Origin of the sequence: Alkalimonas amylolytica, assembly GCF_900107845.1 — a bacterium.
Taxonomy (GTDB): Bacteria; Pseudomonadota; Gammaproteobacteria; order Enterobacterales; family Alteromonadaceae; genus Alkalimonas; species Alkalimonas amylolytica.
Genome location: NZ_FNRM01000002.1, coordinates 204896 through 222245 on the forward strand (window position 1 = coordinate 204896; position 17350 = coordinate 222245).

Annotated in this window: 11 protein-coding genes; 5 read left to right on the plus strand and 6 right to left on the minus strand. The window is 52.5% G+C overall.

Annotated elements, in window-relative coordinates; translation table 11 throughout:
- Window positions 1–180: 180 nt before the first annotated feature.
- Together BLW37_RS04370 and BLW37_RS04375 are read right to left on the minus strand one after the other, a co-directional pair.
- Window positions 181–2592 (minus strand): TonB-dependent receptor domain-containing protein, encoded by a 2412-nt coding sequence (locus BLW37_RS04370; protein ID WP_091340146.1) that lies wholly within the window; start codon window positions 2590–2592, stop codon window positions 181–183.
- A gap of 81 nt (window positions 2593–2673) precedes the next feature.
- Window positions 2674–3945 carry an MFS transporter gene (locus BLW37_RS04375; protein ID WP_091341057.1) on the minus strand — a complete coding sequence of 424 codons (1272 nt, stop codon included), beginning with the start codon at window positions 3943–3945 and terminating at the stop codon, window positions 2674–2676.
- Window positions 3946–4119: 174 nt separating this feature from the next.
- On the opposite strand from BLW37_RS04375, the gene gtfA reads away from it, so the two are divergent.
- Entirely contained in the window at window positions 4120–5619 is a 1500-nt protein-coding gene (gtfA, locus tag BLW37_RS04380) for a sucrose phosphorylase (protein ID WP_091340150.1), read from the plus strand.
- Window positions 5620–5649: 30 nt separating this feature from the next.
- On the opposite strand, the gene BLW37_RS04385 is transcribed toward gtfA, so the two are convergent.
- A complete protein-coding gene (locus BLW37_RS04385) occupies window positions 5650–6669 on the minus strand; it encodes a LacI family DNA-binding transcriptional regulator (protein WP_091340153.1) in 1020 nt (339 codons plus the stop codon).
- 94 nt (window positions 6670–6763) lie between these two features.
- Between BLW37_RS04385 and BLW37_RS04390 the strand changes: the two genes are divergently transcribed.
- Window positions 6764–7696, plus strand: a complete 933-nt coding sequence (locus tag BLW37_RS04390; protein WP_091340156.1) for a PfkB family carbohydrate kinase — start codon at window positions 6764–6766, stop codon at window positions 7694–7696.
- 28 nt (window positions 7697–7724) lie between these two features.
- Here the strand turns inward: BLW37_RS04390 and BLW37_RS04395 are convergent, their stop codons facing one another.
- Window positions 7725–8984 (minus strand): glycosyltransferase, encoded by a 1260-nt coding sequence (locus BLW37_RS04395; RefSeq protein ID WP_091340160.1) that lies wholly within the window; start codon window positions 8982–8984, stop codon window positions 7725–7727.
- 155 nt (window positions 8985–9139) lie between these two features.
- Between BLW37_RS04395 and gdhA the strand changes: the two genes are divergently transcribed.
- The gene (gene gdhA, locus BLW37_RS04400) at window positions 9140–10492 is read left to right on the plus strand and encodes an NADP-specific glutamate dehydrogenase (protein WP_091340164.1); all 1353 of its coding nucleotides are present in this window, start codon (window positions 9140–9142) and stop codon (window positions 10490–10492) included.
- An 11-nt stretch (window positions 10493–10503) separates the two neighbouring features.
- On the opposite strand, the gene BLW37_RS04405 is transcribed toward gdhA, so the two are convergent.
- The gene (locus BLW37_RS04405; protein ID WP_091340167.1) at window positions 10504–11232 is read right to left on the minus strand and encodes a substrate-binding periplasmic protein; all 729 of its coding nucleotides are present in this window, start codon (window positions 11230–11232) and stop codon (window positions 10504–10506) included.
- A gap of 164 nt (window positions 11233–11396) precedes the next feature.
- Here BLW37_RS04405 and BLW37_RS04410 point away from each other — a divergent pair, with 164 nt between their 5' ends.
- Window positions 11397–11942: a DUF2058 domain-containing protein gene (locus tag BLW37_RS04410; RefSeq protein ID WP_171907541.1), complete on the plus strand. Its 546-nt coding sequence runs from the start codon at window positions 11397–11399 to the stop codon at window positions 11940–11942.
- 107 nt (window positions 11943–12049) lie between these two features.
- A complete protein-coding gene (locus BLW37_RS04415; RefSeq protein ID WP_091340172.1) occupies window positions 12050–16159 on the plus strand; it encodes an EAL domain-containing protein in 4110 nt (1369 codons plus the stop codon).
- Here BLW37_RS04415 and BLW37_RS04420 read toward each other — a convergent pair.
- Window positions 16156–17340 carry an ATP-binding protein gene (locus BLW37_RS04420; protein WP_245785611.1) on the minus strand — a complete coding sequence of 395 codons (1185 nt, stop codon included), beginning with the start codon at window positions 17338–17340 and terminating at the stop codon, window positions 16156–16158. The genes BLW37_RS04415 and BLW37_RS04420 overlap by 4 nt on opposite strands.
- Window positions 17341–17350 lie beyond the last annotated feature (10 nt).

Genomic DNA, 17350 nt, shown 5'->3' on the forward strand with positions numbered 1-17350 from the left:
CACAAAAGCCATACAAAGGATATTTTCAGCAGCAATTATGAAACAAAACTAGCTGTATTAGGCTAAATTGAATTTATTGGAGGTGGGATTCAATAAGTATGGTTTTTGTTTACTAGTATAAACAAAGTCAGGGCGCTGCCGTACACTACTGTACCAGGCAGCCCCTGACTTAATCATTATTTAAAACTGATAGCGCAGCCCCAAGGAGGCAGTACGGCCATTGATGGTACGGGCGGTGATGATGCCATTGGCTGGCACACTGCCCTGCTCGGCTTCGGTAATACCGATGGTATCGAACAGGTTGTTGACGTTCAGCGACAGCGTCAGGTTGGTTGCCAGATCGTAACTGGCAAAGGCATTCACCTGGGTATAGCCACTGAATTTCAGGTCATTGTTGTCCTGGGCATAGGAAGCGGTGGTACCAATGAGGCTAACGCCCAACTGCGCGTTATCAAAGGTGTACCGGCCGATCAGGCTGTAAATAAAATCCGCCTGGCGCCGCGGTGTATTGCCCACCACATCCGGGTTCAGCGCGTCTTTGCTGATTTCGGCATCGGTCCAGGTCACGGAGCCGCGCAGATCGAAATCGCCGATGCGGTAGCTGCTTTCCAGCTCAATACCCCTGGCTTTGTACACCCGATCAAAAAACAACTGGGTGGTGGCTTCAAAGTTCTGCTCTTCGGTTTCGGCAAAGAACACCGTAGCAAACAGGTTCAGATTGCCGTGGCGGCTTTTGCTGCCCAATTCGTATTGTTTGACTTCATCAATGGCATCTTCTCTGGCCACGCTGCCATCGGCATTGACCTTGCCAAACAACAGGCGATCGGCATTGGCACGCCCGCCCTTGCTGATACGGCCAAACAAGGCCCAGTCGTTGTCCAGCTGGTAGTTGGCACCAACCGAGTAAGAATTGTAACCCCAGCTGTAATTAACCAGGCTTGGATTGGCCAGGTCAATGGCCGACACACTTTGCTCCACCTGGCTGATGATGCCATCGCCATTCATATCGCGGCTGCTTTGTACCGCTCCGGCGTAAGTGCCCCGGGCTTTACCCAGATCACGCCGTACACTGGCATCCAGCGATAAGTCGCCCATGGCCCAGCTGGCCGTCAGGTAAGGCGCTTTGATGGTGTAGTCGGTATCGTAGTTGCGCTGACAACAATTGCCCCAGAACGGCACCCCATACGCCAGCAAGCCCTGCTCGGAAAAAGCAGTGCCATCGGCAGCAACCACATCCAGCAGCTCGGCATTGTCGCCTTTTAACGCCATCAGGTAGGAGTTCCACAGCCAGGACATCCGAATGCTCTGATCGGCCAGGTAGTAGCCGAAGGTAACATCCACCTCACCAAAGCGCCGCGATAGCTTCAAATCGTTGATGATGGAACCAAAGTCATTCAACTCCACATCAAAGGTGTGAATGCGCATGGCATTCTCTGCGCTGTAGCGCTCCCCCGCCATCGGCCCTACCGCGTAACGCACCACGGCATCATCGCCGGCTATGCTGTTGGCAATGCTTTGGGCGGCATCGACCTCGGCCGGAAACAAGGTAATAAAGTTACCGCTAACAGAATTAATGCGAAAACGATTTTCCAGCGTCCAGTTATCATCGAGATCAAAAATGGCTTCAACCCCAAAGCTGTTCACCTCCGGGTTCATGCCATTACGGACATCGCCACGCGAGATTTGGTTGTCGCCATTCAAGCGCACCGTTTGGGTCAGATAGACCGATTGCAGCGTGTCTTTACGCGCATCAAAACCGGGAACTGAGCTGCCATCGGCAAACATCGGCATCGGCATGTAGCTGGCAACCCGATCGTTTAAATGCTTGGCATACAAGCGGACATAGCCGGTATCGAACTCTTTGGTCAGATTGGCTTTCAATTGATAGCCTTTTTCACCCTGATAGCCCGGATCGCGTACCCCTTCGCCCTGGCGCACAAAGCCGCCCAGATGAAAGCGCATGTCGTTGTTGATGTCGCCACCGTACTCAAAATCAGTGCGGAAACTGTCGTAATTCAGACCCGTGCTAAAGGCAACACTGCCACCTGGTTCCAGCCCGGTTTTACTGACAAAGTTGATAATACCACCCGGTGAATTGCTGGCGGCGGTGCTGGCCGAGCCACCGCGAATAACATCCAGCCGCGAGATGGTGGAATCGGCCCGCAGGAAAATATCGGCATTACCAAAGGCAATATCGCCAAACTGCATCACCGGCAAGCCATCTTCCTGCAAGGTTAAGAACTTGGCACCACCGGCCGCTACCGGCAAACCCCGCACGGCAATATTGGCATTGCCATCCCCGCCGGTGGACTCGCTGCGCACACCCGGCAGCATGCGGAAAATTTCGGCGGTACTGCGCGGTGCTGATACCTCGATGTCATCGGTGGTTAAGGTACTGACCGACACGCTGGATTGCATCACCGTTTGGTTACGCGCCACCGCACCGGTGACCACAATGCGCTCAAAGCCAAGGCCGGTTGTTTCACTTTGTTCGTTTTGTTCGCTCTCTTCCTGCGCCAGTACCGCCTGGCTGCTTAGCGCCAGACTGACAGCAAGTGCCAGATACGAAGGGGTTCGGTTGTATGATCTCATCGCTTGTCTCCCGTGGTGATTGTACACTTTTTTATTTTATGAAAAGACTTAAACGTTTAAGTTTGTGCGGCTGAAAAAATGTCAGGACGACATTTTCTCCAGCTGCGCTTTGGCCGGTTGCGCCAGCCAGTTGTACAGCATCAGTGCCGCCAATAAGGCCGCGAACACAGTGGCGAGGTAAAAACCAGCCACCACATCACCAGCCAGATCGCCCAGCAGCGCCATCAACGCCGGTGCCACCGCAGCCACCAGCGCGGTAAAGGCCAGGATCAAACCAGCGACAGCGCCATGCTGCTGCCGCGGAAAACAGCTGATGCCTTTGGAATTCAGGGTTGGGTAGATCATCGACATAAAGAGCCCGGACAGCGGCATCAGCCACAGCGCCCAATCGCGGCCCAACAGCATGCTAAGCGCAAAGCACAAGAAAATCAGCGCCGTGAACACCGCCATCACACTGCTCCAGCAAAAGTGGCGCAAAATCAGGCTGGCCAAAAAACGGCCCAGCGCCCGCAAAATAAAGAAGATGGTGACCGCATGCAGCGCCAGCAATGCAAAGCGGCCACTGTAATCCGCCAGCAGGGTTGGCAACCAGACAAAGATAGCCACTTCGCAGCTGACATAAAGCGCTATCGCCAGTGAAAAGCCCATGGCGTAGCGATCTTTCAGCAGTCGCATCGATTGTCGCAACGACACCTGCTCGGCCGAGGCCTGATACGGCGGATACGGCATCCGGGCGGCAATAATCACCAACACCGTGCACAGCAAGCCAGCCAACAGGTACAACTGTTTCCAGTGAATGGAAGCGGCGATCATCAGCGTCACCAGCGCCGGGCCGGCAATGGCTCCGAGGGCAAAGAAGCCTTCCACCGTATTCATGGTGCGGGTATGGCTGTGGCTGTCGCGGCTGATATCACCGATCAGGGCCAGTGCCGCCGTTTTAAAGATACCAATCGCCAGGCCACAGAGCCCCATCAGCAGAATAAAAAATAGCGCACTGTCCCCGGCGATAAAGGCGTAACAGGACAGCGAATACAGCAGCAAGCCGGCAATAATCAGTTTTTTCCGGCCCAGTTTATCGGCCAGGCGGCCCAGCAAGAGCCCGGCCAGACCTATCGCCACCATGGGCACATAGTGAAAGGCGCTGGCCTGAAACATGGAGAGCTGATAATCGGCCATCACCTGGGGAATAATCACCCCCACTGCATCGGTGGTCATGGCAAAGACGAAAAACATCAGGTAGGTCATCCAGCGCACCTGGCGCTGAATGCTTTCAGTAGTGACGCCAGCAGCAAGCCCAGGGCTTAGTTGGGTCGAGCTTTTGGCCGTGCTGTTGGCATGGCTTTTTGTATTCATCAAATTGTTCCCTGTCTGTTCTGCTTGCAGCTGGCCGGATGGTAGTCGGTGTTTTGCCTGAAGCTCGATCACCGCTGCATTTTATTGTTGTCCGGCTATTGACAAACTGAAGCATTCCAATAAAGCTATATCTTAATCGTTTAAGATGCAAATTATTTTTTAGGATTTATTCGAATGAGCAACGCAAATGGCAGTAACCAGATCCAACTTATTACCTATGTCGATCGCTTAAGTGGCGGTACTATCAAGGACTTACAACAGCTGTTGCAGCATGAGCTGGCGGGGCTATTCGATGGTGTGCATCTTTTGCCCTTTTACCCACCAATTGATGGGGAAGATGCCGGCTTTGATCCAACCGATCACACTGCCGTCGACAGCCGGTTGGGGAGCTGGCAGGACATCGGCGCCCTGGCACAGCATCACAGCATTATGGCCGATATGATTGTCAATCATATGTCGGCACAATCGGCGCAGTTTCAGGATGTATTGGAAAAAGGCGAAGCCTCCCCTTTCTGGCCACTGTTTCTAACCCGCGATAAAGTCTTTGGTGCTGAGCCACACCCGGAGCAGTTGCAGGCCATTTACCGGCCAAGGCCGACCTCCTGCTTTACTGAGTTAAGCCTTAATGATGGCCGCAGCCTGCCATTTTGGACCACCTTTACCGCCAATCAGATTGATATCGATGTGCACTCGGAGCCTGGCCAGGCTTATCTGGATGCCATTTTGCAGCGTTTTACCGAGCATGGCGTCAACTACATTCGACTGGATGCGGCCGGCTACGCCATTAAAAAAGCCGGCACCAGCTGCTTTATGTTGCCGGAAACCTTTGAGTTTATCGCCGAACTAAGCGCTAAGGCCAAGGTCCTTGGCATGCAGTCGCTGGTGGAGATCCATGGTTATCATCAAACCCAAATCGATATCGCCAAACGCTGCGATCTGGTGTACGACTTTGCGCTGCCGCCGCTGGTATTGCATACCCTCTTTCGCCGAGATGCCAAAGCACTGAAACACTGGCTGGACATCGCGCCGCGCAACTGCATCACCGTACTCGATACCCACGACGGCATTGGCATTGTCGATGCGGCCGATCATCAGGGCCAACCCGGCTTGTTGACCGATCCAGAGCTGGATGCGCTGGTTGAACAAATTCATCATAACAGTGGCGGCAGCTCCAAACTTGCCACCGGCAGCGCCGCCAATAATGTCGATTTGTATCAGGTGAACTGCAGTTTCTACGATGCGCTGGCGCAGCACGATGAGCATTACCTGCTGGCTCGGGCCATTCAGTTGTTTTGCCCTGGCATTTGCCAAATATATTATGGCGGTTTGCTGGCCGCTCAGAATGATGTTGATTTACTTAAGCGCACCCAGGTAGGCCGCGATATCAACCGCCCCTATTACACTACGGAGAAAGTGCGCCAGGCGCTGCAAAAACCGGTGGTCAAAGCGCTGTGCGCATTAATCAAACTGCGCCGCAGTCTGCAAGCCTTTGACGGTGAGTTCAGCCAAAGCCTGACCGACAGCCAGTACCAACTGCACTGGCAGCACCAGGGCCATAGCGCCAGTTTGCACATCCAACTGCAAAGTCTGGCTGCCGAGCTGGTCTGGCAGCACAGCGGGCAAGCGCAGCAACAACGGACGCTAAGCAGCCTGCTGGCTGATGAAGCCCCTTAGAGGCTAAGCGAAAGCAGCTGCATGAACCTGTTAGCTGCTTTCGCCCAGCCTAAGCTCATAAGGCAGCAGTTGGTTATCATCCAGGCCGCTTTGAAAAGCACGGGCAGCGGCTTCACCTTTTTTATCGCTGAACTGCCAGACCGAGCTGAGCGTTGGGTGATAGCGCAACGTCTCTTCAATGCCATCAAAGCCCACCACCCGCAGTTGCTCTGGGATCTGCAGCCCAAGCTGCAGCGCCACCCGCATGGCACTCAGGGCAATCAGGTCGCTCATGCACAACAGCACTGTTGGTCGCGGCGACTGGCTTAATACCGCTTTGGCAGCCACTTCAGCAAAGTGTTGATTGCTTTCCGGGATATGCCAGAGTGCATCATCAGCCAGTGTTAAACCCAATTCCCCCATCGCCCGCTGATAACCGTCCAGTCGCCGGTGCGATACCGAGCTTAAGTTGTCCCACATAGGAGCATCGGCCACCGGCCGGCTATCCAGCGCGTCGATCAGGCGCAATCCCAATACCGCCACCACATCATCTGGCTTTAATACCGCCACGGCACTGTCGTAGGCGGCCTGCTCATTGTCGATATTGACCGATGGCCGGCCGGGCAAATCAAAGTCGACCGTGAGTACCCGCTTTTTGCACTGCCGCAGTTGTCCAATTAAGCCCAGATTGCGCGGTGCGCCATAGCAAATAAAGCCATCAACAAAATCGGTAATCGTATCCAGGTTGGTCGAGTTACCGGAAAACAGCAGCAGGTGCTTTTGCTGGCGCTCCAGCTCACGGGCTACGCCCTGCAAAAATTGGCTGGCCACAGGATCGCTGACCATGTATTCCAGTGAGTCCGACAGGATCACTGCCACAATGCCGGAGCTGCCTTTACGCAGCGATTGCGCCGCCTTGTTCGGGCCATCGTAGCCAAGCTCAGTACAGGCGCTCAGGATTTTCTCACGCAATGCCACCGATAACTGATCCGGCCGGTTAAAGGCATTGGAAATAGTAGCGGTGGACACGCCAAGTGCTTTGGCAACGCTTTTCAGGGTTGGTTTACTCATCATTCCAGTCAATTTTAACTACCAACTTAATGCATTAAGATATATGATTTCGGCGCAGTTTGCTTAATTTTTTTATCCTGAACCAGGAGCCGCTATGCTTGCCGTAATTGGAGAACATGTTGTTGATTTGCTGCCTGACGACAGCGGCTTGTACCGCCCAGTCCTTGGCGGATCGCCCTTTAATGTCGCCATAGCCGCAGCCCGGCAAGGCATCGCGGTGTGTTATTTAAGCCCCTTGTCGCACGATGGCTTTGGCCAACAGTTCGCGGCTTGTCTGCAAAGCAATGGTGCTCAGTATGGCCTGTCTTTTTTCAGTCAGCAACCCAGCTCGCTGGCATTGGTTCGGTTTGATCAGCAGCAGCAACCGCACTACAGCCTGTATCGTCAGGGCGTGGCCGATCGCGATATCGATGCAACAACGCAAGTATCCGCCCTGCCCGACCAATGCCGCCTGCTGCATCTGGGCTCGCTGGCGTTTGAACCCGACGATGGCCCACGCATTTTGGCGGTGATCGCTCAGGCGAAAAGACGCGGCGTGCAACTGGCCATCGATATCAATGTTCGCATCCATGCCGTATCCAATGTGCAGCAATACCGTGCGTTGTTGCAGCAGATCATTCGCCAAAGCCAGTTTATCAAAGCCAGCGATGAAGACTTAGCGCTGCTCTGGCCCGAGCTGGCCACCGATCAGGCCGTAGCCAGGTTGCAACAACTGGCGCCGGAAGCGCTGATTGCGCTGACCGAAGGTGAACATGGTGCCAGCCTCTTCTGGCAGCAGCACCAATTGCAGCAAGCCGTAATCAAAGCCGATCCCTTTGTCGATACCGTTGGCGCAGGCGATACCTTTTGGGCCAATTTGCTGGCCGCCCTGCTGCGCTTGAACTTACCAGCCCCAACCGAGCTAAGCTTAGAAACGCTGGGTCACTGTCTGCAGCGTGCCATGCTGGCAGCCAGCCTGAATATCAGCCAGCCCGGCTGCCAACCGCCGGATAAAGAGACGCTGGAGCTGGCACTGCAACGCACTTGACGCGGCTGCCTGGTTAAAACCCATACAGCTAACATTTTTCAGTGTGCTGTTGCAGCCGTGTTTTGGCTTCAATCCACTGCCCCATAAATTTGGTGCTGCGATAAGCATGATGGCGCAGCATCTGGCCGGTAAAATTGCGCTGCCTCAAATCCGCCAGTTGCAGCCGGACCTGCTCCAATTGCGACCAGAGCCTGGGCAACCATTGGCTGGCTAAAAAGCGCTGCTGCACGCAACGATAGCCATTGGCCTGCGCCTCTGACCAGAGCACCTCGTTTTGATACAGCTCAATGGCTGCGGCAATCAGGTGGTCTGCCTCACTGGCAATCTTACCGGGCCAGGGCAAATCGCCATGCATGCCTTCCGCGCCAATTGGCGTGGTCACACTGGGGGTCCCCTGCACCATGGCATCAAACAGCTTGCCTTTTAAACCTGCACCAAACGCCAATGGCGCCAGACACACTCTGGCCTGCTGCATCACCTGGGCCGCATCGTCGGCCCAACCTTTGATGTAAAAACCAGCTTTTGGCTGATGCAATGCCGTGGCTTTAGGCGGTGGATAAGCGCCGTAGATATGCAGTTCAGCTGCCGGCAGCTGCGCCCGGATGGCTGGCCAGAGCTCGCGCAACCAGAGCACCGACTGCCAGTTGGGCGCATGGCGAAAATTGCCGATGGTCATGAAGTGCTGCCGCCCGTCAAAGCCTGGTTTGCCAGGCTCCACATCTTGCCACTGCAGCAAAGGACAATAGCACAGCAACTCCAGAGGCACCTGATAGTGCTGTTGCAGCAATTGCATTTCAAATTCGGAAATGACCAGCGTGAGATCACAGCGGTAAATGGCGGCAACTTCACGCAGCGCCAGCTCCGAATTTAAATACGTCGCCGCGGGGTAACGGGCATCGCTATCACCGTCTTTAAAAGCACGTTGACGGGCATCGCGAAGCGCATGCACATCTTCCATATCCAGCATACGCATCGCATCCGGGCACGCTTGCTCTACCCGCCAGCCGAATTGCTCTTCCAGCATAAAACGGTCAAACAACACAGCGCTCGGCTGCAACTGCGCTATCCAGGCATCAAAGCTACTGTCGTTGAGCGTAATCAGCTGCTCAGCTACACCAAGTTCACTGAGATCAAAGCGATGCAGGCTTTTCTCTGCCGCACTGGCAAAGATCACCTGCCAGCCGTGCTGACGATAGAGACGGATCAGGCTAAGCATCCGGCTGCCTGCCGCCGAGGAGTTGGGCTCTGGCCAGACATAACCAATCACAATCAGTAAGGGTTCGTTCATTTCATTGGCTTTTTTTTGCTAACACCTTGGACTGAATTGCAAAGCTTGATGCGCTTTAGCCAAAGTTGCAAGGCGTTCAATCACTTATTGCTTTAGATCATTTGATCTTATTGCATCCAGCCTGCAGTATAACTGAATACGAACGGGAGTTAGCTATGACTTACATTCACACCATTATGGAACGGCTGCAGCACAGCAGCCCGGCACAAACCGAATTTTATCAGGCAGTCGAAGAAGTGTTGCAATCACTTGATCCATTGCTGGAAAAATATGATCGCTATCACCGCCATGCCATTATCGAACGTATGGTCGAGCCCGAGCGACAAATTATGTTTCGCATCTGCTGGGTGGATGATCAAGGCCAGGTGCAGGTCAATAAAGGCTATCGGGTTGAGTTTAGTTCTACCCTGGGCCCCTACAAGGGCGGCCTGCGCTTTCATCCCAGTGTCAATGGTAGCATTATTAAGTTTCTCGGCTTTGAGCAGGTATTTAAGAATGCGCTGACCGGCTTAGCTTTGGGCGGCGGCAAGGGAGGTGCTAACTTTAACCCCAAGGGCAAGTCGGATGCTGAGATCATGCGGTTTTGCCAGGCTTTTATGAACGAGCTGTACCGCCATATAGGCCCAACCACCGACGTGCCAGCCGGAGACATTGGCGTCGGTAGCCGTGAAGTGGGTTACTTATTTGGCCAGTACAAAAAACTGGTCAATCGCTTCGATGGGGTCATTACCGGAAAAAGCCTGAACAATGGCGGTTCTCAACTACGTACCGAGGCTACCGGTTATGGCTGCGCTTATTTTGCCAACTACATGCTGGAAGACCAGAAAAGCGGTCTGGATGGCAAACGCTGCCTGGTGTCCGGTGCCGGCAATGTTGCGCTGCACACCATCGAAAAGCTGTATCAATTGGGTGCAATCCCGGTGAGTTGCAGCGACTCCAGCGGCACTTTGTATCATGCCGATGGCATGGATCTGGACTGCCTGCGCCAGCTTAAATCCCACAGTGATGGACACTTGCAAGACTATCTGTCTGAGCACAGCAAAGCGCGTTTTATTGCCAAAAAGGATAACCCCAAAGATGGTCATGCCATTTGGCATTTGCCCTGTGAGCTGGCTTTTCCCTGCGCCACCCAGAACGAGTTAACAGAAGCCGATGCCAAGGCCTTGCTGGCGAATGGTTGCCAGGCGGTGATTGAAGGAGCCAACATGCCCTGCACCAGCAAAGCCGTGCAACAGATTGTTCGGGCAGGTCGCCTGTTTGCGCCTGGCAAAGCAGCAAACGCCGGCGGCGTCGCCACCAGCCAACTGGAAATGGCACAAAATGCCAGCATGCAGCGCTGGAGTGCCGACGAAGTCGATCAAAAGCTCAAAGACATTATGTGCGGCATCTACACCCGCAGCCATGAAGCGGCAGCCGAGTTTAATCAGCCGGGCAATCTGCTCCTTGGCGCCAATATAGCGGGCTTCCGGCGACTGGCCGATGCCATGATTGAACAAGGGGTGGTATAGCATTTAGCGTATTATTGCCGGCTCAGAAACTGTTCAATTTGATGCATCAGAGCTTCACTATCCGCCAGGTCGGCTCGGAGCAAAAAGTGCACATTAATGGTGCTAAGTACACTGTGCCGAATATCGGCCACATCTTCTGCAGCCACCTGCAAGGTGGCCGTTTCTTTGTAGTTCAGCAAGTAATCACCTCGGTTCAGGCGCAAGGCTTCAATGCCCAGCGCATGCTCATTCACTTCTACCACTTCGCGCACCACCCCATAGCCTGGTTCCAGCATGTTGCGCATACCACCATAACTAAAGCCGCTCATCAGTATCACCCGGCTGCCAAACAGATCGCCCACACGCTCTACCTCTGAACGTTCGCCTAACCAAAAGGCACTTAGCTGCATACTGGTAACCGGCCGCTGACTGATACGATACAAGCGGTGATCTTTGAGCACCGAAGTCATCACCAGCGCAAAATCCAGCTCTCCCTCGTTTAATAAATGGATCATGCGCCGATTGGGGTATTGCTCAAAGGTGTAATCCCGCCCAAGCTCAGCCATCAATTCAGCCACAAAATCGGCCAGGTAGCCGCCAGCTTTACCATCATCGATCTGGTAATAAAAAGGTGGGAAATGCACAAAGCCCCAGTGCAAAGGCACCTGAGCGATGGCTTTGCTCTGAAGTAGTAATAGGCCTCCCCCCCAAAAAAGAAGACGGTAGCTGCATCGCTTGAGCCATTTCAGTCCTGAAACCATTGTTTATCCATTAGTTGTGTGCAGCCATCAACGCTCAGTTACCTCGCTAAGTGTAGCCTAAGTGTAACTATTTTCCATCCAACCCTGCCACGAAATCAACATTGAGCGTAGCCGTTGAAGCACGTACAATGTCTGCTAATTTTGACGGATATGAGATAAATTGGATGGCAAAGTCTCTGGCAGAACAATTGCTAAGCGCTGGTCTGGTGAACGAGAAAAAAGTGAAGCAGGTGAAACGGCAAAAACACCTGGAGCGTAAACAAGACCCGAAGGGCAAAACCAAACCCAATGCAGAACAGCAAGCAAGGCTGGATCAGCAACGAGCTGAAGCTGCAGAGCGCGATCGTGAGCTAAACCGTCAGCGCAAAGCCGAGCAGGATGCCAAAGCCATGCGGGCCCAGGCCCTGCAAATGCTGCAGCACAATAAACAGCCGGTGGATGGGGATATCCGTTTTAATTTTACCGATCCGCGCAACAATAAAATAAAGTTTTTGTTTGTTAGCGATAAAGTCCAACAACACTTAAGCTCTGCCAAACTCGCTATTTGTGCTTACGAAGATGATTACTATGTGGTACCGCGCCATGTGGCAGAAAAAGTTGCCGAGCGCTTTGCCGAGTCGCTTATTTATCTGGCGGCTGAAAGCCAGCAGCAGCCTGATGAAGACGATCCCTACAAAGACTTCCCTATCCCGGATGATTTGATGTGGTAACCTGATCGGGTCATTCAGCGCTTGCAACTTTGGCTTATTTAGCCCAAAGTAAAGCAATGAATGTTAGTTGCCTCAAGGATGGGCTTTGTCATCGGATTGAGTGCTGAATGAGCGTATTATCAGGCCGTTGTCTGGCACTGATCGTGTTGTTAATCGCCCCCTTATTGCTGCATGCTGAGACACAGCAAGTGTTTCGTTTATCTCCGGATAACGGGCTAAGCCAGGGGCACATTAATCGTCTGCTGCTGGATCAGCAGCATCAATTATGGCTGGCAACCGACGGCGGGCTGGATCGCTTTGATGGCTATCGTAGCCGGGCTTTTGTATCGGAACAATTGCCTGCAAATACTGTTATTTACGATTTATTTTTTCCAGCACAGGATCGGTTATTGCTGGCAACCAGCTCTGAAGGCCTGCTGGAGCTCGATCTTAGCGATGGAAGTAGCAGTGTTCTGCATCGACCAAACCCAGAATTAGCCGATTATAGCGATGAACTGATTTACCTGATCCGGCCTGATATAACTGGGGATCCACTTTATGCCGACTCTACCCGGGTACTCACGCTGCAAAATGGTCTCCTGCAGGTGCTGTTTACTCTCCCTAGCCATGACATTCACCTGCACTATATCCGAGACTTGCTGGCATTCGATCATTACCTATTGATCGCCAGCAGTCAGGGACTCTGGCTGCATGATCGCCAGACACACCATAGCTGGCAATTGGATTACCTGTCAGAACCGAATCGGGACCAGCTGGATAGCAAAGCTTTGGCAGTGGATGAGCAGTCTGTCTTTGTTGGCACTGTAGAAGGATTATATGCGCTAAACAGAGATGAGCTGGCTCAATTAAACCAATCAGCACTGCGCCAGTCGATTACGGCGAAAACTCTGTTAAGTGAACAGAATATTTGGCGCATCCAGGTAAAGGAACAACAATTACTGCTGGGAACCAATCAGGGGCTGTTGACACTGGATCTAACCAGCAGACAAGTCACCGAGCTATTTCGGCCGGGGCGGACGCGTTACGCCTACTTTGATGACAGCATTGTCGACTTTATTCAAGATCAGCATGGTAATTTCTGGTTAGGTACCCGAGGCGATGGCGCTTATTACTGGCAACCTAATCAGCAACGCTTTAGCAATATCATCAACACTGCTGAACGCCAGCCGCTAAGCCACCCTTTTGTCTACAGCCTGGTAAGTGATAAAGACAGCCTCTGGGCCGGCACCCAAAATGGCCTGAACCGCCTTGACTTGCAAACCCTGCAAAGTCAGGCTTTTTTTGTCAACCCGGATCCCAAGGCCACAGAATCAGAAGCCAGCTTCTACAGCTTGATTGGTGCAAACAATGACGATGGCCTGTGGCTAATGAATCCTTACCAGATCCGCTTATTTAGTCGTCAGCAACAACAACTGTTAAGCTTGCCAGAAGCCACTGCGGCAGCGCTTAGCTCCACGCCTTACAGCATGGCCATAAGCTCTGGCGGTGCTCTCTTCGTGCACAATGAGGGCGGCTTTTTTGTGGTGCAGCCAGATCTCACTATCCAACCACTCGATGGTTTGCAGCAGGCATTTCACAGCGACTGGGCCAGTCACTGGGTAGCTGAACATCCTGATCAACCCGGCACCATGCTGTTTTACGATAACTTTACCCTTTGGGCGGTTCATTCCAACCAGACCGCCCCTCAAGCCTTGTATCAATTGCCACAAGGATACCGGCAAAGCAGTGCCTATGTTGAAGGAGTCCAAGCGGTTGGTGACAGCCTGTGGTTGCTCATTCACGGTCTGGGGCTGGTTGAGCTTGATCGTCAGACGTTAACACAGCGGCAATTGCTATTTGGCGGTGGTTCCCTGCCCACCACCACCTTGTATCAACTGGAGAAAGATGATGCAGGCATGCTCTGGATGAGCAGCCACTCAGGCTTGTGGCGCTTTAATCCTAAAACAGGCAGCTTTCGGCAATTTACCAGCCAACAAGGGCTGGCTTACAATGAGTTCAATGGATTAAGTGGCACCCGCTTAGCCGATGGCCGCCTTGCTTTTGGCTCGACCCGGGGTATCAGCCTGGTCAACCCGGCCGACTTTATCGAACAGAACCCAAAACAACCGACGCTGCGTTTTTCAGAGTTGTCTTTGTTCTCTCGTACTTTACCACCGCTATTGCAGCCTAAGGCTACGCAAGCATTGCAGCTTCGGCACGATGATTACGGCCTGGGCGTGCATGTATCCACCTTTAGCTACCGCCAGCAAGCAGATACCCTCTATCAATTTGAGTTAACAGGCCCGAGCCGGATACCAGCTTTTGAAAGCCGTGAGCCCTATCTGTTGTTGCCACAACTTCGGCCTGGAAACTACCTCCTTTCAGTTCGTGCCTTTGATGCCATTTCAGAGCGTTACAGCGAGCCTGCGCAGCTGTCTTTGCAGGTTGCCTACTCCCCCTGGCAAAGCCCTTTAGCTCGTGTAAGTTATCTGTTCTTGCTGATGTTGATGCTGCTAAGCTGGCTTTTATGGCGTCAGCAACAAAAACGACGCCTGATCCAGCAGAATCGGGAACTGCAACAATCACAGCAGCGACTACAACTTGCATTGGATATCGCCGACAGCGATGTATGGAGCTGGAGTGCCACCGATAATAGTTTGTTGCACCCGAAACGGCTGCAACTGCTGGGGCTAGCTGAGAAAGACGGTTTTAGCTTTGAGGACTATGCCAGCAACATTCATCCGGATGACCAGGCCGATTATCTGCATGGCTGGAAAGAATTGTGTGATGGGCTGAATGATCATTTTCAGCAAGTCTATCGGGTGCGTGACGCTGAGCAAAAATGGCACTGGTTTAAAGACATTGGCCGGGTGACACTTCGCGGCCAACAGCTGTTGGATGTGTCCGGAATTTACACCAACATTACCGCGCAAAAACTGACCGAGCAAGAACTAGAGCATTTAATCCATTTCGATAGCCTGACCCAGCTACCCAACCGCAACAACCTGTTGCAGCAAATCGATGCCCTGCTGCAAACGCCGCCCAAACACGGCTTTAGTTTACTCTTTATTGATCTCGATCGCTTTAAGCACATCAATGACAGCATGGGGCATGAACATGGCAACACCTTGCTGCAAATCGTGGCTGCGCGTTTACAAAGCCAGTTGCAACCAAAAGAAATCCTGGCCCATCTCGGCAGCGATGAGTTTGTGTATGTCATGCTTACCAATAGCATGGCTCACATTGCGCAAAAATCAGATGCGCTGCACAGTTTAATAGCCAAACCTGTCATGCTGGACCAACAACTGGTCAGCATCAGCTGCTCCATTGGTATTGCCTGTTACCCGCAACATGGGAAGGATAGCTACGAACTGCTGAAGTTTGCCGACATTGCGATGGCCTATGCGAAAAAACATGGCGATATGGATTACGCCATTTTCGAGCACAGCATGCCCGAACGTACCAAAGCTAAAATGCAGCTGGAGTACCAACTAAAACAGGCTATTCAGCGCCAGCAACTGCAAAATTATTATCAGCCTATCGTCGACAGCCAGCAACAAAAAACCATTGGAGTCGAGCTATTACTGCGCTGGAGCAATGACGGAAAAATGATCCCACCGGATCAGTTTATCCCTATGGCCGAAGAGCTGGATCTCATGGCAGAACTCACCTGGGGTTCGCTGCAAAAAGCTTTGCATGATTTACAACGCTGGCATCAACTTGGATTACCTTTGTATTTGTCGGTGAACTTATCCGCCAGTCAGCTCAGCTCAGAGCTTCTGGCCAGCAGGCTAAGTGCTTTGATCGAGCAAGAAGCGATTGATCCAGCTATGCTGCGGCTGGAAATCACGGAGTCGTCGCTGATGAAAAACCGGCTGCGGGCCATTGACAACATGCATCGGCTAAAAGCGCTGGGTGTTCAGCTGTACCTGGATGATTTTGGTACTGGCTACTCGTCGCTGACCTACTTAAAAGACTTTCCGATTGATTTGATTAAAATTGATCGTAGCTTTGTTTCAGATGTGCAGGCCGGCAGTCAGAATGCCATCTTAAACACCATCATAGCCCTGGCTCGCAATATGCAGCTGCCTTGTATCGCCGAAGGGGTCGAAACCGAGTACCAGCTCAACTACCTGCAGCAACAAGGCTGCCATTTCATTCAGGGGTACTGGTACTCGCCACCATTACCCAAAGAGCGTTTAGAGCAGTTTTTGCTGGATGAGCAAAAGAATCATTAATGCGCCTTAGCTGGCACTTGCCGCAAAGGCAGCCAGATCCGAAAGCAGCTACCCTGCCCAGGCTCGCTTTCTACTTCGATCCGGCCCTGATGCTTATCTATGATGCTGTGCGATAATGCCAAACCAAGACCAGTCCCTTTGCCAACCGGCTTAGTGGTAAAAAATGGTTCAAACAAACGGCTCAAATGATCCGGGGCAATGCCCTTGCCATTATCAATCACCTCAAGACTGACCCATTGGCCATGCAAGCGCGTACGGATGGTTATTTTGCCATGAGTATCAATGGCATGACAGGCGTTTATCAGCAAATTCATCAACACCTGGTTAAGCTGAGAGGGAATGCACTCAATCTCTGGTAACTTAGCAAAATCCAGCTTCACTTCTGCCTTGTACTTGATTTCATTGTTTACAATACTTAGGGTCGTCTTAATACCATGGTGAATATCGGCCTGCACAAATTCCCCTTCATCATTGTGCGAAAAATCTTTTAACGCCCGTATAATTTCAATCACCCGTTGAATGCCTTCGTCCGACTCACGCAGCAGCCCCTGAAAGTCTTCCCGCACAAAGTCGAAATCGTGCTGCTGAAAAATGGGCTGCAACTGGTCGGCGGGCAACAGATTAGCCAATTGTTCGATTAAAGCGATCAATTGCTGGCAATAATCGGCCAGTGTCTGCAAATTGGAAGAAACATAACCGATAGGATTATTGATCTCATGAGCGACCCCTGCCGCCAGTTGCCCGATGGCGGCCATCTTCTCGGCTTGTAATAGCTGGTTTTTCATATGATCCAGTTGATGCTGCAAATGCTCGGAGTCATCGCCCTGCTCTTCCGATGGCGTAAAGTAAATCAGAGCGCCGGAAAACTGGGCCTCCATAAACGCCAGATCAAGCACCCGAGCTAGCATCGGATGCAACAAAGCCTGCTGCAGTGGCTTAGCCAACTCAAGCTGGCAAGCTGGTACCGCTGCACACTCATTGTGCGAGCGCACGGCTACACGCATCGTCTCCAGCTCACGCCATGTCAGGCCTGGTAATAATTGTTGCCAGCTTTGCTGCAATGCAACCGCTGCCAGTTCCGGGCTGCAACTTTCTACCCGGCCCTGCTCGTCCAGATACAGATAACGCTCGAACAAGAAAGCCAGCACCTGATGCCATTGCGTGGTGTCCCCTGTTTCCATTATCACTCCT

Bases quoted from the DNA above. Each gene is read 5' to 3' on its own strand.
- gtfA (WP_091340150.1), top strand. From the start codon at position 4,120: ATGAGCAACGCAAATGGCAGTAACCAGATCCAACTTATTACCTATGTC.
- BLW37_RS04370 (WP_091340146.1), bottom strand. From the start codon at position 2,592: ATGAGATCATACAACCGAACCCCTTCGTATCTGGCACTTGCTGTCAGT.
- BLW37_RS04420 (WP_245785611.1), bottom strand. From the start codon at position 17,340: ATGGAAACAGGGGACACCACGCAATGGCATCAGGTGCTGGCTTTCTTG.
- BLW37_RS04390 (WP_091340156.1), top strand. From the start codon at position 6,764: ATGCTTGCCGTAATTGGAGAACATGTTGTTGATTTGCTGCCTGACGAC.
- BLW37_RS04405 (WP_091340167.1), bottom strand. From the start codon at position 11,232: ATGGTTTCAGGACTGAAATGGCTCAAGCGATGCAGCTACCGTCTTCTT.
- BLW37_RS04385 (WP_091340153.1), bottom strand. From the start codon at position 6,669: ATGAGTAAACCAACCCTGAAAAGCGTTGCCAAAGCACTTGGCGTGTCC.
- BLW37_RS04415 (WP_091340172.1), top strand. From the start codon at position 12,050: ATGAGCGTATTATCAGGCCGTTGTCTGGCACTGATCGTGTTGTTAATC.
- BLW37_RS04395 (WP_091340160.1), bottom strand. From the start codon at position 8,984: ATGAACGAACCCTTACTGATTGTGATTGGTTATGTCTGGCCAGAGCCC.
- gdhA (WP_091340164.1), top strand. From the start codon at position 9,140: ATGACTTACATTCACACCATTATGGAACGGCTGCAGCACAGCAGCCCG.
- BLW37_RS04410 (WP_171907541.1), top strand. From the start codon at position 11,397: ATGGCAAAGTCTCTGGCAGAACAATTGCTAAGCGCTGGTCTGGTGAAC.
- BLW37_RS04375 (WP_091341057.1), bottom strand. From the start codon at position 3,945: ATGAATACAAAAAGCCATGCCAACAGCACGGCCAAAAGCTCGACCCAA.